Origin of the sequence: Bordetella parapertussis (assembly GCF_020735925.1) — a bacterium.
Taxonomy (GTDB): Bacteria; Pseudomonadota; Gammaproteobacteria; order Burkholderiales; family Burkholderiaceae_B; genus Bordetella; species Bordetella pertussis.
This window is the reverse complement of record NZ_CP085971.1, coordinates 1826213-1845384: the sequence shown is the minus strand read 5'-3', so window position 1 is coordinate 1845384 and position 19172 is coordinate 1826213. Positions and strand designations below refer to the sequence as shown.

Annotated in this window: 17 protein-coding genes and 1 pseudogene; 9 read left to right on the top strand and 9 right to left on the bottom strand. The window is 69.7% G+C overall.

Translation table 11 applies throughout. The features are described 5' to 3' along the window. The first annotated feature begins 22 nt into the window (after window positions 1-22). Window positions 23-565, top strand: a complete 543-nt coding sequence (locus tag LK409_RS08815) for a YbaK/EbsC family protein (protein WP_010928398.1) — start codon at window positions 23-25, stop codon at window positions 563-565. Window positions 566-605: 40 nt separating this feature from the next. Here LK409_RS08815 and LK409_RS08810 read toward each other — a convergent pair whose 3' ends face one another. Together LK409_RS08810 and LK409_RS08805 are read right to left on the bottom strand one after the other, a co-directional pair. Then, window positions 606-1907: a UDP-N-acetylglucosamine 1-carboxyvinyltransferase gene (locus tag LK409_RS08810; protein ID WP_010928397.1), complete on the bottom strand. Its 1302-nt coding sequence runs from the start codon at window positions 1905-1907 to the stop codon at window positions 606-608. 120 nt (window positions 1908-2027) lie between these two features. Further along, window positions 2028-2231: a hypothetical protein gene (locus LK409_RS08805; RefSeq protein ID WP_010928396.1), complete on the bottom strand. Its 204-nt coding sequence runs from the start codon at window positions 2229-2231 to the stop codon at window positions 2028-2030. Between the two features lie 290 nt (window positions 2232-2521). Between LK409_RS08805 and LK409_RS08800 the strand changes: the two genes are divergently transcribed. From LK409_RS08800 to LK409_RS08770, 7 genes are all read left to right on the top strand, one after another. Beyond that, entirely contained in the window at window positions 2522-2842 is a 321-nt protein-coding gene (locus tag LK409_RS08800; RefSeq protein WP_010928395.1) for a hypothetical protein, read from the top strand. A 153-nt stretch (window positions 2843-2995) separates the two neighbouring features. Further along, complete coding sequence (locus tag LK409_RS08795) at window positions 2996-4135, top strand: ABC transporter substrate-binding protein (protein WP_010928394.1); 1140 nt, start codon at window positions 2996-2998, stop codon at window positions 4133-4135. Window positions 4136-4199: 64 nt separating this feature from the next. Continuing rightward, complete coding sequence (locus LK409_RS08790) at window positions 4200-5072, top strand: branched-chain amino acid ABC transporter permease (RefSeq protein ID WP_003809752.1); 873 nt, start codon at window positions 4200-4202, stop codon at window positions 5070-5072. Then, complete coding sequence (locus LK409_RS08785) at window positions 5069-6073, top strand: branched-chain amino acid ABC transporter permease (protein WP_010928393.1); 1005 nt, start codon at window positions 5069-5071, stop codon at window positions 6071-6073. Before LK409_RS08790 ends, LK409_RS08785 begins: the two co-directional genes overlap by 4 nt. Beyond that, a complete protein-coding gene (locus LK409_RS08780; RefSeq protein ID WP_003809748.1) occupies window positions 6070-6873 on the top strand; it encodes an ABC transporter ATP-binding protein in 804 nt (267 codons plus the stop codon). Before LK409_RS08785 ends, LK409_RS08780 begins: the two co-directional genes overlap by 4 nt. Then, window positions 6866-7618, top strand: coding sequence for a branched-chain amino acid ABC transporter ATP-binding protein (locus tag LK409_RS08775; RefSeq protein ID WP_003809746.1), 753 nt, complete (start codon window positions 6866-6868; stop codon window positions 7616-7618). The genes LK409_RS08780 and LK409_RS08775 overlap by 8 nt, the downstream gene beginning before the upstream one ends. Window positions 7619-7631: 13 nt before the next feature. Continuing rightward, a complete protein-coding gene (locus LK409_RS08770) occupies window positions 7632-8432 on the top strand; it encodes a nitrilase family protein (protein WP_010928392.1) in 801 nt (266 codons plus the stop codon). Window positions 8433-8444: 12 nt separating this feature from the next. On the opposite strand, the gene LK409_RS08765 is transcribed toward LK409_RS08770, so the two are convergent. The 6 genes and pseudogenes from LK409_RS08765 to LK409_RS08740 all read right to left on the bottom strand — a co-directional run bounded on the left by LK409_RS08765 (window position 8445) and on the right by LK409_RS08740 (window position 16370). Then, complete coding sequence (locus tag LK409_RS08765; protein ID WP_003809741.1) at window positions 8445-10784, bottom strand: molybdopterin guanine dinucleotide-containing S/N-oxide reductase; 2340 nt, start codon at window positions 10782-10784, stop codon at window positions 8445-8447. A gap of 60 nt (window positions 10785-10844) precedes the next feature. Then, entirely contained in the window at window positions 10845-11837 is a 993-nt protein-coding gene (locus LK409_RS08760) for a tripartite tricarboxylate transporter substrate binding protein (protein ID WP_010928391.1), read from the bottom strand. A 54-nt stretch (window positions 11838-11891) separates the two neighbouring features. Next, on the bottom strand, window positions 11892-12923 hold the full coding sequence (locus tag LK409_RS08755; protein ID WP_010928390.1) for a M14 family metallopeptidase: 1032 nt from the start codon (window positions 12921-12923) through the stop codon (window positions 11892-11894). Further along, a pseudogene (gene metC / locus LK409_RS08750) lies at window positions 12920-14146 on the bottom strand (cystathionine beta-lyase). The gene LK409_RS08755 and the pseudogene metC overlap by 4 nt, the downstream one beginning before the upstream one ends. Window positions 14147-14176: 30 nt before the next feature. After that, window positions 14177-15778, bottom strand: a complete 1602-nt coding sequence (locus LK409_RS08745; RefSeq protein WP_010928389.1) for a rhodanese-like domain-containing protein — start codon at window positions 15776-15778, stop codon at window positions 14177-14179. Between the two features lies 1 nt (window position 15779). Next, the gene (locus LK409_RS08740) at window positions 15780-16370 is read right to left on the bottom strand and encodes a cysteine dioxygenase family protein (RefSeq protein WP_010928388.1); all 591 of its coding nucleotides are present in this window, start codon (window positions 16368-16370) and stop codon (window positions 15780-15782) included. 107 nt (window positions 16371-16477) lie between these two features. On the opposite strand from LK409_RS08740, the gene LK409_RS08735 reads away from it, so the two are divergent. Beyond that, window positions 16478-17368 carry a LysR substrate-binding domain-containing protein gene (locus LK409_RS08735; protein WP_010928387.1) on the top strand — a complete coding sequence of 297 codons (891 nt, stop codon included), beginning with the start codon at window positions 16478-16480 and terminating at the stop codon, window positions 17366-17368. Here LK409_RS08735 and LK409_RS08730 read toward each other — a convergent pair. After that, window positions 17365-19080, bottom strand: coding sequence for an aspartate:alanine exchanger family transporter (locus LK409_RS08730; RefSeq protein ID WP_010928386.1), 1716 nt, complete (start codon window positions 19078-19080; stop codon window positions 17365-17367). The genes LK409_RS08735 and LK409_RS08730 overlap by 4 nt on opposite strands. Between the last annotated feature and the right edge of the window lie 92 nt (window positions 19081-19172).

The following is a 19172-nucleotide window of genomic DNA, read 5'->3' as shown; positions in this document are numbered from 1 at the left end:
GCATCGTTGTTTCCTGGTATCGATGCGCGCCATGTCCCTGTCCGACCACGCCGAGAAGTTCAGCTTCGACATCATCGCCGCCGAGCAGCGCGCCGCGCGCCTGCCGGCCTGCGTGGCTGCGGGGCTGCCCGACGGCCTGCTGGTGTTCGCGGTGGACGACGCGCACTCCGACACCGCGCAGTTCAGCGAACGCTACGGCTTCGGCCTGCAGGACTGCGCCAACACCCTGGTGCTGCGCTACAGGAAGGACGGCGGCGAACACTACGCGGCCGTGGTCGCGCTGGGCGACCGGCGGCTGGATGTCAACGGCGCGGCCAAGGCCCGGCTGGGCGCGCAGCGCCTGTCGTTCGCCAGGCGCGAAGACGCGACCGCCCTGACCGGGATGGAATTCGGCGGCATCACCGCCTTCGGCCTGCCGGCCGGCTGGCCGATCCTGGTCGACGAGGCCGTCATGCGGCGTCCCCACGTCGTCATGGGCGCGGGCGTGCGCACCGCCAAGCTGCTGCTCGCCCCCGCGCAACTGCGCGCGCTGCCGGGCGTGGATGTGGCGGCGCTGAGCGTCTGACGCGGGTGCCTGTCCGCGCGGGGACAGGCACCAGAGTGGATTACTCTTCGCTCTCCCACTCCACTTCCACGCCCAGGCTGCGCAGGTTTTCGACGAAGCGCGGGTGGGCGCGGCGGATGGGCGTGGCGTTGCGGATTTCCGAGCGGCCTTCGATGCTGGCCGCCACCATGAACAGCGCGATCGCCACGCGGATGATGTACGGGCTTTCGACGCTGGCCGGCGTCAGCGGGCTGCCGCCGAAGGTGATGAGGCGGTGCGGGTCGGACAGGAACACGTGCGCGCCGAACTTGGACAGTTCGCCCGTCCAGCCCATGGCCCCGTCGTATACCTTGTTCCAGAACATGGCGTTGCCGCGCGCCCGCACGCCCAGCGCGATGAAAATCGGCAGCAGGTCCACCGGAAAATACGGCCACGGCGCCGCTTCGACCTTGGTCAGCACATTGCTGGTGAACGGCGTCTGCACCTGCAGGCTGCCCGGCGTGCTGGCGCGCGACCAGCCGTCCTCGTGCGTGATGCGCACGCCGAACTTGGCGAAGGTGCGGTCGATCAGGGGGAAGTTGCCCGGCGCGCTGTTGCGCACCGCCACGTCGCCGCCGGTGATGGCGCCCAGCGCCAGGAAGGTCGTGATTTCGTGGAAGTCTTCGTCGAAGGTGAACTCGCCGCCGCCCAGGGCGCCGCCGCCGTGCACGGTCAGGCGCGACGTGCCGATGCCCTCGATGCGCACGCCCATCAGCGTCATGAAGCGGCAGAACTCCTGCACGTGCGGCTCCGAGGCCGCGTTGGTCAGCGTCGAAACGCCCGGCGCCGCCGCCGCGCACAGCACGAAATTCTCCGTGGTGATGACCGACGCATAATCGAGCCAGTGGTCGTTGGGAACCAGGTCGCCGGCGCTGTGCACCAGCAGCGAGCCTTCGGCGCGCGTCACCGCGCCGCCGAAACGGCAGAACACGTCCACGTGCGGGTCGATCTCGCGCACGCCCAGCGTGCAGCCCTTGACGTTGTCCTCCAGCCGCGCCACGCCGAAGCGCGCCAGCAGCGGCGGCACCAGCATGATGGACGAGCGCATTTCCTCCGGCAGCCGGTGGGTGGCGGCGTCAAAGCGCGTGGCGCGGTGATGCAGCTCCAGCGTGTCGGTGGCATGGTCCATGCGCACTTCGCTGCCCAGCATGCGGAAGATATCCAGGATCTTGCGCACATCGGTGATGTCGGGCACCCGATGCAGGCGCAGCGGTTCGCTGGTCAGCAGCGTGGCGCACAGCACGGGCAGGACGGCGTTCTTGTTGGCGGAAGGCGTGATACGGCCACGCAGCGGCTTGCCGCCGTGCACGATGAGATTGGACATGGCTGAAGGCGAAGAAATTCGATCGCCAGCAGTGTACCCGGCGGCCACTTTCCACTCGTAACGCCGTGAATACAAAACTATCGTCGCGTTACATACCGCGCGCAGCCTGTATCGCGCGCCCTAACGGTTGGCCGGCCTGGCGTAGCGTTGGTTCAGGTACGCGACCAGCTCGGCCTCGGTCGATACCGGGTCGGCCGCGGGCGGGGTCGCGCCGCTCTCGGCCATCAGCTGGCGCGCTGTCTCGAGGGTGCGCAGGGCGCGCCGTTGCGCTTCGGTGGGTTGACTGGTTTGCCTCAGGGTGTAGTTCAATACGGATGCTGTCATGACTGCTCTCTTGGACCGGCCGCGGACGCGCCGATCGGCGGACGCGCGCGACGGCCCGCATCCGGCGAGCGCAAGACTACCGCAGCGCGCCGCGCCGTACCGTCAAACATTGTCAAGACACGTCCTGCGCCGCGTCGCTCAGCCCCCGGCCAGGCGCCGGTAGATGGCCGCGTCGGCGGCGCAATCGCCCGCCGCGGGCGGCTCGGGCAAAATGCGGCATCCATTTGGCCGAGTTCGCCGCGGCCGCGAAACTGCTAGCCTGCTCGGCACGAGCAGACAGGGAGACTCGCATGAAGACGATGCAGGCCGCGCTCGCCGCGGCATTGATGGCGGCCACGGCCGGCGCCGGCGCCCAGTACGTCATCGACGTCCAGGACATGAACGGCGCCTGGAAAAAGGCCGATCCCAACGCCGTGGGATTGACCAACCTGCAGATCGCCACCGGCGCCGCGCAGCAGCAATGCGTGGACCGCGGCATCCCCGGAGAGCAAAAGCGCGCCGCCAATGTGATCGACAAGACCACCGGCGTGGTGATCGAGGAAATCGATTGCGCCGCCTGGCGCAAGCAGGCCGAGATCCTCGCGCGCAAGGCGGCCGCCTCGCGCCACTAGCCCACGGCCGGCCCGCCCGGCCCTCCCCTGTCCCCAGCCAATAGATTAGCGAAACTAATCACTTTCATTGACGCTTCGCCTTGTTGCCACCCGTCGGGTTTCCTAGACTGATTCGCGGCAGTTTCCGACACTCTCACAACAAGGGGAAGACATATGAATGCAAGCAAACGGCTGGCCCTGGCCGCCACGCTGGCGGCCACGCTGGCCGCAACCGGCGCCATCGCCCAACCCATCGTCGTCGGCGTTTCCACGCCGCTGTCCGGCAGCGCGGCCTTCCAGGGCCAGCATGACCGCTGGGGCGCCGAACTGGCGGTCGAGCAGATCAACGCCGCCGGCGGGGTGCTGGGGCGCCCCTTGCAACTGAATGTCCAGGACAATGCCTGCAACCCGGCCGAAGGCGTCAACAGCGTCGGGCGGATGCTGGAAAACCGCGACCTGGTCGCCGTGAGCGGCGCGATGTGCAGCTCGGTCACCCTGGCCCTGATGCCCATCGTCGAACGCGCCAGCGTGCCCATGCTGGTCAGCTCGTCGTCGGCCGCCAGCATTACCGAGAAGGCCGGCGCGGGCGGCAATATCTGGACGTTCCGGGCCGGCCCCAGCGACGACAGCATGGCGGTGGCGCTGGCCACCTACCTCAAGGACGAGGCGCGCTTCAAGAAGATCGCCGTGCTGGGCGAGAACACCGACTACGGCCGGGGCGGCGCCGCCGCCATCGCCAAGGCGCTCAAGCCGCTGGGCGTGACCATCACGTCCTCGGAGTACTACGACAAGGGCACGCAGGACTTCACCACCGTGCTCACGCGCCTGAAGCTGGCCGCTCCGGACGCGATCGCGCTGTATACGGTGGGCGCCGACCAGATCAACTTCATCCGCCAGTACCGCGGCTTCGGCATGCGGGTGCCGCTGACCGGCCGCATCGAACTGGGCAGCCTGCAGGCCGAGGGCATCAAGAGCGGCGCGATCAACGGCGCGACCAGCGTGTTCCAGTACGCGGCCGAGCTCGACACGCCCGCCAACCAGGCGTTCGTCAAGGCGTACAAGGAAAAGTACAAGGAAGACCCGCTGCTGCAAAGCGCCATCTCGTACGAGAACATCCAGCTGCTGGCCGACGCCATCAAGCGCGCCGGGTCGGTCGACCGCAAGGCGGTGCGCGACGCCATCCAGGCCAGCGACTACGCCTCGATGATGGGCGGGCGCGTCGCCTTCGACAAGAACAACCAGGCGCACAACAACGCGGTCATCCTCAAGGTGGAGGACGGCAAGGTCAAGGTTGTCGCCACGCCGGGCACCTGATCCCCGCTGCGGCCGCCGCCGGGCGCGGCGGCCCCGACAGGCATCGACTTCTTCGGATGACTCCATGACCGACTTCATTCTTCAACTGATCATCAACGGCCTGGCCATCGGCGCCATCTATGCGCTGGTGGCCGTCGGCCTTTCCCTGATCTATGGCGTGCTGGAAATCGTCAACTTCGCGCATGGCGAACTCGTCATGCTGGGCGGTTTCGCGGCCTTTTTCGCCGTCTCCACGCTGGGCTTGGGCTACTGGCCCAGCATCCTGGTGGCCACGCTGCTGGTCGCCGCGGCGGGGCTGCTGCTGTTCGACAGCGTGCTGTTCACGCTCAAGTCGGACGACTTCCAGAAAGGCATCCTGCTGACGCTGGGCCTGGCCATGATCATCCAGAACGGCGCGCTCTACCTGCTGCGCGCCACGCCCCGCACCATCACCACGGAATACGGCTTCGACGCCTTTCAGGTGGGCAACCTCAGCATCGGCGTGCTGCGGCTGATCGCCTTCTGCCTGGCCATCGCCGCCATCGTGCTGCTGCACGCCTTCCTGAAATGGACCCGCAGCGGCAAGTCCATGCGCGCCCTGGCGCAGAACCGCGAGGCCGCGCTGATGGTCGGCATGCGGCCGCGCACCATCGCGCGCACGGTGTTCGTGCTGGGCGCGGCCCTGTGCGGGCTGGCCGGCGGCGTACTGGCGCCGCTGTACACCGTGCATCCGCTGATGGGCATGCCGTTCGTGTTCAAGGCGTTCGCCATCATCATCATCGGCGGCCTGGGCAACATCTGGGGCGCCATCATCGCCGCGCTGATCGTCGGCATGACCGAAAGCCTGGCCGGCGGCTTCGGCTCGGTCGTGCTGCAGGACGCGCTGGCTTTCATCATCATGATTCTTATCCTGCTGGTGCGCCCGCTGGGCCTGTTCGGCAAGGGGATGCGAGTATGAAAGAACAAACCCTCGACTTGCCGCTGGGCGTTGCGTCGCGGCGGCGCGCGGCGCCCTGGCTGCTGGCCGGCGCGCTGGTGCTGCTGGCACTGCCGTTCGCGGGCCTGGGCGGCTACGCCCTGAAAGTGGCGATCATGGCCATCGTGTTCGCGGTGCTGGCCACCAGCCTGAACCTCATCTACGGTTTCACGGGCCTGCTGTCGTTCGCGCAGATCGCGTTCTGGGGCATCGGCGGCTATACGGCCGCGCTGCTGGCCGTCGACGCCCATTGGTCGCCCTGGCTGGGCGTGCTGGCCGGCGGCGCGGTGGCGGTGGCCGCCTCGCTGGTGATCGGCTACGCGTCGCTGCGCCTGTCGCGGCATTCGTTCGCCATCGTCACCTTGAGCCTGGTGCTGCTGATGCAGCTGGTGGCCAAGGACTGGGTGGATCTCACGCGCGGGCCGCTGGGCATTCCCAACCTGCCCACGCTGGAGCTGGCCCTGCCCGGCCTGGGCCAGCTCAGCTCGGCCAACCCGCTGGTGTTCTATTTCATCATGCTGGCCTTTGCCGTGCTGGCCCTGGCCGGCGTGCACCGGCTGGTCGGATCGCGCATCGGGCGCACGCTGCTGGCCATCAAGCAGAACGAGCCGCTGACCCAGTCGCAGGGCGTCGCGACGCTGCGCTACAAGCTGCTGGCCTTCGCCGTCTCGGCGCTGGTCGCCGGCATGACGGGCGGGCTGTTCGTGTTCTACCTGAGCGTGGTCGACCCGTCGATCTTCGACTTCTACTACACGCAGATGATCCTCATCATGGTGATCATCGGCGGCACCGGCAGCTTCTGGGGCGTGATCGCCGCCAGCGCGGTCTTCACCATCATCCCGGAACTGCTGCGCGTCAGCCCGGACCTGCGGCTGGTGCTGCTGGGCTGCGTGCTGGTGGCCGCAATCCTGGCCCTGCCCCAGGGCATCGCGGGCTATTTCCGCGAACGCCGGCTCGAACGCATCAGGAGGACCCTGCGATGAAGGCCCCAACCCCCAACACCCCCGCCCTGTCGGTGCGCGGGCTGGCCAAGGCCTTTGCCGGCGTGCGCGCGGTCGACGGCCTGGACTTCGACGTGCCGGCCGGCTCGGTGACTGGACTGATCGGCCCCAACGGCTGCGGCAAGAGCACCTCGATCGATTGCATCAGCGGCTTCCAGCCGCCGGACGCCGGCCGGGTTCAGCTGGCCGGCGCGGATATCGGCGGCCTGCCCCCGCACGCCATCGCGCGGCGCGGCCTGACCCGCACCTTCCAGAACATCCGGCTGTACGACGAGCTGACGGTGCGCGAAAACCTGCTCATCGCCGCGCAGGAGTACGACGGCCACGGCTGGCTGGACGCGTTCCTGAACCGCCGCGCGCTGCGCGACAGCGAGGCGGCGGCCGGCGAGCGCGCCCGCGAACTGATCGCCGAGGTAGGCCTGAGCCGCTACGACAGCCTGCCGGCCGGCATCCTGTCGTATGGCCAGAAGAAACTGGTGGCCCTGGCCGCCTGCCTGATGTCGCGCCCCAGCGTGGCCATCCTGGACGAGCCGCTGGCCGGCGTGAACCCGACCATGATCGCCAACATCGAGCGCATCATCGACGACCTGAACCGCGCCGGCCAGACCTTTCTCATCGTCGAGCACAACATGAATTTCGTGATGCGCCGCTGCCACCAGGTCGTGGTGATGGAATCCGGCCGCAAACTGGTCGAAGGCGCGCCTTCGATCATCCGCAGCGACGAACGCGTCGTCAACGCCTATCTCGGCAGCGCGCCGCAGGAGGAAAGCCATCATGCCTGATACCGCCCCGTGCCTGGAGCTTGCCGGCTTTTCGGCCGGCTACACCGACACGCCCATCGTCCGCGACATCTCGCTGACCATTCCCGCCGGCACGGTCACGACCCTGCTGGGCGGCAATGGCGCGGGCAAGTCCACGCTGCTGAAGGCCATTTTCGGCATGGTGCGCCAGTTCGGCGGCGCGATCCGCTTCGAGGGCCGGCCGATCGACCGGCTGGCCTGCGATGCCCGCCTGCGCGCCGGCATCGGCATCGTGCCGCAGGGACGCTGCAACTTCCCGCGCATGAGCGTGGGCGAGAACCTGGAAATGGGCGCCTACCTGCTGGGCCGCGCCGACAAGCAGCGCGCCATGGAGGAAGTCCTGGCGCTGTTTCCCATGCTCAAGCGCAAGTACCACAGCCTGGCGGGCAATCTCAGCGGCGGCGAGCAGCAGATCCTCGAAACCGCCATGGTGCTGGAAATGCATCCGCGCCTGCTCCTGCTGGACGAACCCTCGCTGGGGCTGTCGCCCAAGATGCAGCAGGAGGTGTTCGATTCGGTGCAGGAGATCCGCGGCGCCGGCCTGACCGTCATGATGGTCGAGCAGAACCTGCACGGCGCGCTGCTGATCTCGGACACTGCCGTGGTGCTGGAGACCGGCCGCAAGTTCAAGGAAGGACCGGCGCGCCAGATCATGAACGACCCCGATATCAAGCGGGCCTACCTGGGCGCCACCGAAGACGAGACGGCGCCCGCGACCGTGCATTGAGGACTGCAAACCCATGACCCCGACCGGAAAGATCGCCGCCATCCAATTCGATGTGCGGCAGGGAGAAAACGACGCCAACCGCGCCAGGAGCTGCGAGCTGGCGCGCCAGGCCGCGGCCGCCGGCGCCAATCTGATCGTGCTGCCGGAATGCTGCGTCGGCGGCCTGGTCTTCGACAGCCGCGACGAAATCCGCGCCGTCAGCGAAACGGTGCCGGGCCCGTCCACCCGGGCCTGGAGCCAGGTCAGCCGCGAAACCGGCGCCTGGATCGTGGCCGGCCTGTCCGAGACCGACGGCGCGAAAATCTACAACACCGCCGTGCTGGTGGGGCCGAACGGCGAGCTGCACCGGCATCGCAAGCTGCATGTGCGCGGCATCGAGCAGCGGCTGTTCGACGTCGGCGACGCGCTGACCTGCGTCGATACGCCGCTGGGCCGCATCGGCCTGGCCATCTGCTATGACATGTGGTTTCCCGAGGTGTGCCGCAACTACGCCCTGGACGGCGTCGATGTGGTGGCGGCGCCGGCCAACTGGAGCAAGAGCGTGCGCACGGCCGACGCGTTCGACGCCTACGGCCTGCCGCAGGGGTACCACCTGATGGCGGCCACGGCGGTAAGCAACGAGCTGGTCGTGGTGGCGGCCGACCGCGTCGGCACCGAGCGCGGCGTCGCCTTCCTGGGCACGAGCTGCATCTTCGGCCCCAGCGGCGAGGAGCAGATCCTGCTGGCCGACTGGCCCGACATCGCCGCCGTCCGCGCCCAGGGCGGCCCGCACCTGGGCCAGCGCCAGCCGGCCGTCTATCCGGTGACGCGCTAGGCGCCGCGCCCGCTACCCGCGGGCCGCCGGCACCGGCGGCTCGTAGGCGCGCACCGGCGGCAAGGGGCCGTCGTAGCGCTCCATCTGCACGGCGGTCAGCTGGCCCGTGCACCCTTGGGCCAGCGACGAGGTGCCGACATCGCGCGTGAGCACATTGGGGTTGCCATGCATGCACATGGGCCGCTCGGCGTGCACGTCCTGCGGGTCGTACCAGGCGCCCGTGGGCAGCTGCACCACGCCCCGCATGATGGCATCGGTGACGCGCGCCGCCGCCAGGCAGGCGCCGCGCGCGTTGAACAGGCGCACCACGTCGCCGTCGGCGATCCCGCGCGCGGCGGCATCGGCCGGGTGCACCTGGCATACCTCGCGGCCGTGGCGCTTGGCGGCGGCGCTGTGCGCGCCGAAATCCAGCTGGCTGTGCAGCCGGGTGGCCGGCTGGTTGGCCACCAGGTACAGCGGCCACTGCGCATCGGGCGCGTCGGCCGGCGCGAGCCAGGCCGGGTGCCCCGGGCAATCGGCATAGCCGAACGACGCCACCGTGGGCGAACTGACCTGTATCCGGCCGCTGGGGGTGGGCAGCGGCCGGCCCTGGGGATCCTGGCGGAACGCCCGCAACAGCCCGCCGTCGTCGTCCGCCTGCGGCAGGCGCAATTCGCCGCGCGCCCAGAACGTGTCGAAGTCCGGCGCCTCGTCGCCGCGCGCGGCCAGGGCCGCGCGGGTGGTTTCGTAGATGTGCCGCAGCCATCCGCGGCTGTCGCGCCCCTCGGTAAAGGCGGCGCGCCGCTGCAGCCGCCCGGCCAGGTCGGCGAAGATATCGTAGTCGTCGCGCGCCAGCCCCACCGGCGGCGCGACGCGGTGCATCGCCACCAGCAGCGGATCGGTCGGCGTGCCGCCGATATCCTCGCGCTCCAGCGTCATGGTGCACGGCAGGACGATGTCGGCGTGGCGCGCCGTGGCGGTCCAGACCGTCTCGTGCACGATGAGGGTATCGAGGCGCCGGAACGCCGCGCGCAGCCGCGCCAGGTCCTGGTGGTGATGGAAGGGATTGCCGCCGGCCCAATACGCCAGGCGCACATGCGGATAGCGCAGGCGCTGGCCGTTGTAGTCGAACGGCTCGCCCGGCTTGAGCAGCATGTCGGCGATGCGCGCCACCGGAATGTAGGCGTCCACGCCATTCCTGCCCTGCGGCAGCGCCGCGATGGGCACGGCGTTGTTGCGCTTGCCGTAATGCGCCAGGGTGCCCAGCGCGTAGTTGTAGCCCCCGCCGGGCAGCCCCACCTGCCCCAGCGCCGCCGCCAGCACCGCGCCCAGCCAGACCGGCTGCTCGCCATGCTCGGCGCGCTGCAGCGAATGCGACACCACCACCAGCACCCGCCGCGACGGCAGCATGCGCGCCAGCGCGGCGATGTCGGCCTCGGCCAGGCCGGTCAGCGCGGCGGCCCAGGCCGGGTTCTTGGGCTGGCCGTCGGCGCGGCCCATCAGGTAATCCTCGAAGGTCTCCCAGCCCGCGCAATAGCGCGCCACGAACGCGCGGTCGTGCAGGCCTTCGTCGACCAGCACGTGCAACAGCGCCAGCATGAGCGCCGCGTCGGTGCCCGGGCGCGCCGGCAGCCAGCTCGCCGCGGCCTCCTCGGGCAAATCGTCGCGCAAGGGGCTGATGCACACGAAGCGGCAGCCGCGCCGGGCGGCCGCGCGCATGGCGCCGCGCTCGGTGTGGCGACTGACGCCGCCGCTGGCCACCTGGGTATTGCGCAGCGCCATGCCGCCGAAGGCCAGCACCACGTCGGTATGCTCGACGATCTGCTGCCAGGTGACATTGCGCCGCGCCACGTCGTCGAGCGGACCCAGCACGTGCGGCAGGATGACCGCCGAAGCGCCGGCGCTGTAGTTGTTGACCGAGCGCACGTAGCCGCCCAGCGCCGTATTGAGGAAACGGTGCACCTGGCTCTGGGCATGATGGAAGCGCCCAGCGCTGGACCAGCCGTACGAGCCCCCGAACACGGCCTGCGGGCCATGCGCGTCGCGCACGCGCGCCAGTTCGCGCGCCACCAGATCCAGCGCCTCGTCCCACGACACCGCCACGAATTCGTCGGCGCCGCGCGCCTGGTCCGCGCCCGGCCCGCGCTCGAGCCAGCCGCGCCGCACCATGGGCGCGGTCACGCGTACCGGGTGCCGCAGCGCATTGGTGAAATTGTCGATGAGCGGGCTGGGGTCCGGGTCGTCCGGATGCGGGCGCACCCGCACGGCCTGGCCATCGAAGGCGGCGTAGAACGCGCCCCAGTGCGCGCTGTGGGGATGTTCGGGGTCGCCGGGCCGGCTGGCCGAAGGCGCGGAATCGGAAGCAGAGCTCATCGCGTATCCACGAAAAGAGAAAACAGCGGCGGCGCGGCCAGGGCCGCGCCGCCTGGCGCCTTATTCCGCGCGCATGTTGGCCTGCTCGACCAGCTTGCCCCACTTGGCGCGTTCGGTGGCCATCAGGCGGCCGAAGCCGTCCGGCGCGCTCGAGGTCGCTTCCATGCCCGCGGCCGCCAGGCGCTGGACCACCTCGGGCTGGGCCATCACCTCGACCAGCGCGTCGTTCAGGCGCTGGACCACCTCGGCCGGCGTGCCGGCCGGCGCCACGATGCCGTACCAGTTCATCAGATCGTAGCCGGGAACGCCGGCCTCATCCATGGTGGGCGTATCGGGAAACAGCGGCGAACGCTTCGAGGTGGTGACCGCCAGCAGGCGCAGCTTGCCCGAATCGATCATGCCCTTGGCCGACGGATCGCAGAACGTCAGCGGCACCAGCCCGCCCATCACGTCGGTCAGCGCCGGCGTGGTGCCCTTGTAGGGCACGTGCGTCATCTTCAGGCCCGCCATCAGCTTGAACTGTTCGCCGGCGATCTGCCCGATGGTCGCCACCCCGCCCGAGGCGTAGTCGATCTGCCCGCCGGGCGCCTTGGCCGCCGCGATCACGTCCTTGACGGACCGATACGGCGTGGAAGGCGAGACCACCAGCAGATTGGGCATGGTCACCAGCGTGCTGATGGGCGCGAAGTCCTTGCTGGGATCGTAGTTCAGCTTGCGCAGGTTGGGCCAGATGGTGAACGAGCCCGGCGTGGCGATATACAGCGTGTACCCGTCGGGGGCCGACTTGGCGACGTATTCGGTGGCGGTCAGGCCGCCGGCGCCCGGACGGTTCTCGACGATGACATTGCCCGACAGCTTGCCGGCCAGGCCGGGAGCGATGGCGCGCGCCAGTACGTCCGCCCCGCCGCCGGGCGGGAATCCCACCACGATGCGCACGGGCCGCCCCTCGGCCGGAAAGCCGGCCGCCTGCGCGGCGGGCCCGAAGGCCGCCAGCGCCGTGGCCAGGGTGGCGGCCAGCGTCAGGCGGCGAGTAAAATTCGCCAAAATGGTCATGATGCAGTTCCCTTGTCTAGGTATCGGAGTCGGAAGAAGCGGCGACGGCGCGGCTCAGCGCCACGACGGCGCCGGGGTCGGCGCGTCGCGCCACTCCCAGGCCACGAAGGCGAGGCGCTCGCCGGTGTGCACCACCGGATCCGAACGCAGCCCGATCAGGATGCCTTCGCGCGGCATCGGCGCGACCGGCGTGACCGTGCCGTCCAGGGCGATCACCTCGCCCAGCGAAGCGCCTTCGGGCACGCGGTCGCCGGCGCAGTAGCTCGGCACGAACAGGCCGCCTTCGTCGGCCGTGATCCAGCCGCGCCGCGACACCTGGCGCAGCGCCGGCGCGTGGTCCTCGGCCGCCGGCGCGCCGGGCAGGATGCCCATGCTGCGCGCCAGCGTGCGAAAGCCCATCTCGGCGCGCTCGATATGCTCGGGCTGGTAGCGGTTGCCCGCGCCCAGCTCCAGCATGAAGGCGCATACGCCGGCAGCCAGGCATTGGTAGTCCAGCGCGCCGGCGATATTGCCGGGCAGCTCGCCCTTGCCGCCCACGTCCTGGCGGCAGGCCAGCACCGGGAAGAACGGCGCCATCGCGGCCAGCAGATCATCCTCGCGCACGCGGTCGTTGGGCGGGGTCTTGTACACGCAGTACGGACGCGAATCGAACAGCGGATTCATGGTGTGCAGATTGATCAGCACATCGGCCACGCCGCGCACCTGCTCGATGAGCGCGTGCGCCACCCGCTCGGTGATCATGCCGTCGGCCTTGCCCGGATAGCTCTGGCCCAGGTCCAGTTCGTCGTAGGGATTGCGCTTGCGGCGCGCGTCGAGCGCCTGCGGGTTGCCGGTGGGCGTGACCACCAGGTTGCCGCTCATGGCCGCCGGATCCAGGCTGTTGGCAAAGCGCAGCGCCGCCACCATGCCGTTGATCTCGTCGCCGTGGACCTGTCCGTGCAGCCACAGCGTGCGTCCGGGGCGCGCGCCGCGCAAGGCGATATAGGGCAGGAATACCTCGACGCCCGAGGCCATCGACCCGACCCGTAGCCGGCCGCTGCGGCGCGCCGCGCCGCCGTCCTCTCTCAGCCATTGACCAATGTTCACGCTTCGCTCCTCGATACAGTGTTGTGCCTGCCGGCCGGACCGATGGCGGCGAACGCCTGGTCCAGGTCGGCGATCAGGTCTTGCGGGTCTTCCAGGCCGATGTGCAGCCGCACCACGACGCCGCGTCCGGATCAGTCGGCCACGCTGCGCGCGGCGCCCAGGTCGGCCAGCGTCACCAGGCTTTCGTAGCCGCCCCATGAGGCGCCCAGGCCGAACAGCGCCAGGCTGTCGATCCATTGCTCGGCGGCGGCGCGGTCGAATCCGGCTTGCAGTTCGAACGACAGCAGGCCGTTGGTGCCGGTGCAGTCGCGGCGCCAGATGTCGTGTCCGGGATGGCCGGGCAGCGCCGGGCAGAACACGGTGCGCACCTCGGGGCGCTCCTGCAGGTAGCCGGCGATGCGCAGCGCGTGGCGCTCGTGCATGGCCAGGCGCGCCGCCAGGCTGCGTATGCCGCGCAGCACCAGGTATGCGTCGTCCGGGCTGACCGTCATGCCGAACGCGTCGCTGCGCTCGGACAGCGCCGGCCAGGCCGCCTCGGTGGTGGCCACCGTGCCCATCATGACGTCCGAGTGGCCGCTGAGGTATTTGGTGGCCGCCATGATGGACACGTCCGCGCCCAGCGCCAGCGGCCGGTACTGGCAGCCCGAGCCCCAGGTGTTGTCGCAGGCCAGCAGCGCGCCGTGGCGGTGCGCGATCTCGGCCAGCCGGGGCAGGTCGCACATCTCGTACACCAGCGAGCCGGGACACTCGGCGTAGATCATGCGCGTGGCGGGCTCCAGCTTGTCCTGCACGTCCGAGCTGTCCGCGGCGAAGAAAGTGCAACGGATCTGGTACGGCGCCAGGAACGAATGCACCAGCTTGCGCGCCGGCTCGTAGACCGCGTCGGACATCAACAGATGGTCGCCCGGCTTGAGGTACGACAGCAGCGCCATGGCGATGGCGGCCAGGCCGGTGGGAAACAGCTTGGTGCGGTACGCGCCTTCCAGCTCGCTGACCGCGTCCTCCAGCGCGAAGTTGGTGGGGTTGCCGCGCGCGCCGTAGGTGAACAGGCGTTCGCCCGAGCGCCGCGCGCGCAGGTCGCGCTGCTGCGCGACGTTGTCGAATATCACCGTGCTGGCCCGCACGACCGGCGGGTTGACCGGGGCGCCGCCGTCGTAGGCGGGCTTCTTGCCTGCGTGCAGCAAACGGGTCTGCAAGCGGCGGGGGGAAGTGGTGTCTGTCATGGTCCTGGCCAAGGTGAAGAACGCCGCGGCTCAGCGCCGCGGCAGGCGGAATTCGCCCAGCTCGCGTTCGTCCAGTTGCGAGATGAGGTTGACTTCCCATTCCAGGTACTGGCGCGCCGCGGCCTTGTTGCCGCTGTGGCGATCATGCACGAAGAACAGATAGTCGACGCAGGCTTCGTCCGGCGGGATATCGGGGCTGGACTGCACCGGCAACCCCGCGTCGATCCACGCCTGCAGCCCGCCGGCCAGCACCCGCGCCGGCACGCCCAGCACGGCCAGTTCCGCCGCGGCGCAGGCGGCCACGCCGGGTTCGTCGGCCACCAGCACCACGGGCTCGGCGCAGCCGGCCAGCGCGGCGGCCAGCAGCGGCCGGATCGACCAGCGCGATTGCGCGATATGCGCCTGGCGGTAGCGCATGCTGGCGCCCACGTCGACCAGGGCGAGCGGCCGGCCCTCGTCCAGCCAGGCGGCCAGCGTGGCGGCGTCGATCTCGTCGGGCCGCGGCAGGGCCGGCGCCGGCGCCGGCAGGGCCAGCCCGCTGGCCAGCCCGCCTTCGAGCACATAGGCCTCGTGCCCCATCTGGCACAGCCAGCTGGCCACCACCCGGGCCCGCACACCGTCGGCGTCGAACAGCACCAGCCGCGCGCGGCGCACGCCCACGTACTGGTCGGTGGCCTGGATCAACTGGCCGCCGGGCGTGTGCTGCGCGCCGGCCAGCGTGCCCGCCGCGTATTCCTCCGGCGTGCGCACATCGCACAGAAAGACCGTGCGCTGTCCGTCCCGCGCCCAGCCCCGCACCGTCTCGGCGTCGACCATCGGCACCTCGTAGCGCCGCGCCAGCGCCTCGGCCGCGCCGCGCGCGGCCTCGATGTCATCGGACGGCCCGCCATAGCGGCGGCTCGCGCCGTGTTCCAGTTCGAGATCGGCCAGCATCCAGCCCTGCGTGCCGCTTTGCAGCGCCGCCACCGGATTGGGCAGGCCCAGGTTGATCAGCGTCTGCGCGCCGATGATGCTGCGCGTGCGGCCGGCGCAATTGATCACGATGCGTGTCTTGTCGCTGGGAACCAGCTTGCCGACGCGATAGGCCAGCTCGCCGTTGGGGCAGTACGTCGCGCCGGGAATCGCCATCTTGCGGTATTCCGCATAGGGGCGTCCGTCCAGCACGACGACGTCCTCGCCGGCGCCGAGCATGGCGTCCAGTTCGGCAGCGGTGACGTGCGGCGTGTCATAGACCTGCTCGACCAGTTCGCCGAACGTCTTGGACGGCACGTTCACGCCGGCAAACAGCGCATAGCCCGCGGCCTGCCAGGCCGGCGTGCCGCCCTCGAGCACGTGCACGTCGCCGTAGCCCAGCGCCGCCAGCCGGCGCGCGGCGGCCTGCGCGATGCCCTGGCCGTCGTCGTAGACGACCAGGCGCACCTGCCGGCGCGGCGCCAGGCGCTGCACGTCGGCCTCCAGCCGGCTGTAGGGCAGCGTGATGCCGTGGAACAAATGGGACTCGCCGTACTGCCCGTGCTCGCGCACGTCGAACAGCGCGATCTCGGCGCCGTCGTGCAGCCAGGACTTCAGGGTCTGCGCGTTGATGAAATGCATGTCCGCCACGGTAGGAGGGATAGGATGGATACTGGGCACGTCAGTGGCGGCGCGTCTGGACGCCGATCGACATGATTTCGCAGGTGCCTTTCTCCAGGTCGTAGCCGATGCGCGCGGTCAGCGTCTCGAGCGCGCGTCCGTACAGGTGCAGGTGGCGGATCACCTGCCCGGGCAGGATTTCCACCGAATGGATGTCGTCGGGCATCAGGGCGATGCCGGTGCCCGGCTCGACCGTGACCTGGTCGATCTCGCGCAGCTGGGCCTTGCCCGGCACGCTGCCGTCGTCCAGGCGTTCATAGACGCGGTTGAGCTCGACGCCGTCGACGGCGCTGATACACGCCCAGGTCGTGTGGTTGTGCGGAACGATGCGCTTGCCCGGACGCATGACGTTGAGATAGAGCGCATAGCTCTGGTCGGGGTCTTCCGAGATCAGGTAACGGGCCTGCAGCTCGCCGTCCTGCGGCGCCGCGAAATCCGCTTCGCTCCACAGCGAGGCGCGCGCCGCCAGTTGATTCAGCTCCGCCAGGATGCCGTCGAGCGCCGCGCGATCGAACTCGCCCGCCTCGGCGATCCGCTTGATGCGCTGGATCGCGCCCTGCACAACCTGCTCGCGTTCTGCCGCTGCTGTCATGATTCACTCCCTATGGTTTCGCCAAACTGTCAGAGTCCAAAATATAGGCACCCGGACAGGGGGAAACAATCTAGAATCGAGCCAAAATCAATTAGCGAAACTGATAAATGGACACACTGGATCTGGATGCGCTCAGGACGCTGGTCGTCATACAGGAGAAGGACGGCTTTGCCGCGGCCGCAGTCCATATCGGCAAGACCCAGTCCGCCGTCACGCAGCAGATGCAGCGGCTGGAGAGCCAGCTGGGACGGGCGATCTTCGAGCGCCGCGGGCGGCAGAAGCGCCTGACGCCGCTCGGCCTGCGCCTGCTGGACTATGCGCGGCACCTGCTGGCGGTCAACGACGAAGCCCTGCGCAGCCTGCAGCAAGGCAGCCTGGAGGGAGTGCTGCGCATCGGCGCGCCGCACGACGTCGCCGACAACATGCTGCCGCCGCTGCTGGCGCAGGTGGCGCGCGTCTCGCCGCTGCTGCAGATCGACATCCATGTCGGGCGCAGTCCCTTCCTGATGGAATCGCTGCATCGCGGCGAGATCGACATGACGATCTCCAACCGCCACGATCCCACGCTCGAAGGCGTGGTGCTGCGCAGCTCGCCCACCGTGTGGCTCTGTTCGGCCAGTTATGTGCTCGACAGCGCCAAGCCCATTCCGCTGGTGCTGGCCGACGGGCCCAGCCTGTTTCGCCGCCTGGCGCAGGAGGCCCTGGACGACGCGGGCATCCGCTGGTCGCCCAGCTACACATCATCGAGCCTGATAGGAATCAAGGCGGCGCTGCGCGCCGGGCTGGGGGTGACCGCGCGCGGCGTGGAACTGCTCGACGCCGAATTCCACGTGCTGGGCGAGACCGACGGCCTGCCCCGCCTGCCCGACGTGGCCTATTACCTGTTCGTGCGCAAGAACGTCGTGCGCCCGCTGACGCGCCGCGTGTTCGACATGCTCAAGAGCAACATGCGCCTGCTGCGCAGCAGCGAGCGCAGCTTCCGCGCCGACCTGGGCTAGCGCGACAACGCCACCGCGCACGCCACGATGACCGGTCCCCACAGCGTGATCAGCACGTTGCTGACGGCAAACGGCACGGTGAAACCGATGGCGTAGACGTCGCTGCCGCCGCGCTCCTTGAGCGCGTTGAGCGTGGCCACGGTGGTCTGTGCGCCGGCGATGCCGGGCAACAGCGCAACGGGCGGCAGCTTGAGCACGTAATGGCCCAGCAGCAGGCCCGCGATGGGACCCGCCAGCGTCACCACCACGCCGGCGCCGACCAGCTTGGCGAACAGCGCGATGCCGCCCTCGTGGATGGCCTGCACCGCGTGCGGGCCGGCGGCCAGCCCGATGGCGGCGATGAACACGATCAGGCCCACGTCCGAGAGCAGGCGCAGCGCGGGCTCGGGGATATGGCCGACCACCGGATAGCGGCTGTACAGCCAGCCCGCGACCAGCCCGACCACCAGCACCCCGCCGCTGGTCCCCAGCCCCAGCGGCACGCCCGTCAGGCGCACTTGCAGCAAGCCGAACAGAATGCCGACCACCACCCCGCCGGCCAGGTAGACCAGGTCGGTGCGGCCCTGGTCGTGCTCGATGAAGCCGAGGTTCCTGGCCGCCGTCGCGATGGCGGCGCGGCTGCCGGTCAGCTTGAACACGTCGCCGCGCTGCACCCGCGTGCCCATCGCGCGCGGCAGCGTGCTCTCGCCGCGATGCAGCGAATCGAGGAACAGGCCGCGCGCGGCCCCGCGCGCCAGCTCGCCCAGCGTCTTGCCGGCCATTTCACGCCGCGTCAACACGATCGAGGCGCGCACCATGGGTTCGCTGAGCAACTCCTGGTCGTCGACCTCGGTGCCCACTTCGAGCGCCGCGCCCACCACGCCGGCGCGCCGCGACGCCACCAGCACGATATCTCCCAGCGCCAGCCGCGCATCGGCGCCCACGTCGCGCAGCAGCTGGTCGCCGCGCCGTATCCCCGTCACCGTCAGGCGGCCGGCCGCGTAGCGGCGCTCGAACTCGTGCACGGTGCGCTGGTCCAGCTCGGCGTTTTCCAGCCGGTAGGTCCGCAGCGACAGCGGCGCCTGGTCCCACAGCGCGGCGTCGTCCTCGTCGGTGCGCGCCTGCAGCTCGGCCTCGGCCTCGCGCGCCACCTGCCGCAGGTCTACCTTCAGCAGGCGCGGCGCGACCACCGTCACGAACAGGATCAGGCCGACTTCGCCGAATATGTAGGTCGTGGCGTCGGCCAGCGGGGCGTGCGCGGTCAGCAGCGCGCGGGTCGCTTCGTCCACGTCCATGGCGGCGATGGCGCTGAGCGCGCTGCCCAGCGCCGCCGACTGGGTCATGGACCCCGACACCAGCCCGGCCGACAGCCCGGGATCGAAGCGGAACAGCGCCACCATGGCGATGGCCGCCGCCAAGCCGGTGCACGACACCACCACCGCCAGCGCCATCTGGGGCAGGGCTTCGCGCTTGAGGCTGGCGAAGAACTGCGGGCCGGCCGAGTAGCCGACGGCAAACAGGAACAGGTCGAAGAAGGCCCACTTCAGCAGGTCCGGGATCTCGGGCTCGAACAGCAGGCCGAGGATCATGCCCGCGATCAGGGTGCCCACCACCGTGCCCAGGCTTACCTTGCGGATCTCGATCTTGCCGATGAAGTGCCCGAATACGATGGCGGCGAACAGCGCAAGTTCGGGGTGCAGCCGAACGACATCCGCGAGAGCCTCTATAGTCATGGTGCCCCACTCACTCTGTCAGAAGACGCATGGGCCGGACTGGGCCGGCATCGGTCAGGCAGGAGAAATCCGTGTCACCGCAGGCCGGGGCG

Bases quoted from the DNA above. Each gene is read 5' to 3' on its own strand.
- LK409_RS08815 (WP_010928398.1), top strand. From the start codon at position 23: ATGCGCGCCATGTCCCTGTCCGACCACGCCGAGAAGTTCAGCTTCGAC.
- LK409_RS08810 (WP_010928397.1), bottom strand. From the start codon at position 1,907: ATGTCCAATCTCATCGTGCACGGCGGCAAGCCGCTGCGTGGCCGTATC.
- LK409_RS08805 (WP_010928396.1), bottom strand. From the start codon at position 2,231: ATGACAGCATCCGTATTGAACTACACCCTGAGGCAAACCAGTCAACCC.
- LK409_RS08800 (WP_010928395.1), top strand. From the start codon at position 2,522: ATGAAGACGATGCAGGCCGCGCTCGCCGCGGCATTGATGGCGGCCACG.
- LK409_RS08795 (WP_010928394.1), top strand. From the start codon at position 2,996: ATGAATGCAAGCAAACGGCTGGCCCTGGCCGCCACGCTGGCGGCCACG.
- LK409_RS08790 (WP_003809752.1), top strand. From the start codon at position 4,200: ATGACCGACTTCATTCTTCAACTGATCATCAACGGCCTGGCCATCGGC.
- LK409_RS08785 (WP_010928393.1), top strand. From the start codon at position 5,069: ATGAAAGAACAAACCCTCGACTTGCCGCTGGGCGTTGCGTCGCGGCGG.
- LK409_RS08780 (WP_003809748.1), top strand. From the start codon at position 6,070: ATGAAGGCCCCAACCCCCAACACCCCCGCCCTGTCGGTGCGCGGGCTG.
- LK409_RS08775 (WP_003809746.1), top strand. From the start codon at position 6,866: ATGCCTGATACCGCCCCGTGCCTGGAGCTTGCCGGCTTTTCGGCCGGC.
- LK409_RS08770 (WP_010928392.1), top strand. From the start codon at position 7,632: ATGACCCCGACCGGAAAGATCGCCGCCATCCAATTCGATGTGCGGCAG.
- LK409_RS08765 (WP_003809741.1), bottom strand. From the start codon at position 10,784: ATGAGCTCTGCTTCCGATTCCGCGCCTTCGGCCAGCCGGCCCGGCGAC.
- LK409_RS08760 (WP_010928391.1), bottom strand. From the start codon at position 11,837: ATGACCATTTTGGCGAATTTTACTCGCCGCCTGACGCTGGCCGCCACC.
- LK409_RS08740 (WP_010928388.1), bottom strand. From the start codon at position 16,370: ATGACAGCAGCGGCAGAACGCGAGCAGGTTGTGCAGGGCGCGATCCAG.
- LK409_RS08735 (WP_010928387.1), top strand. From the start codon at position 16,478: ATGGACACACTGGATCTGGATGCGCTCAGGACGCTGGTCGTCATACAG.
- LK409_RS08730 (WP_010928386.1), bottom strand. From the start codon at position 19,080: ATGACTATAGAGGCTCTCGCGGATGTCGTTCGGCTGCACCCCGAACTT.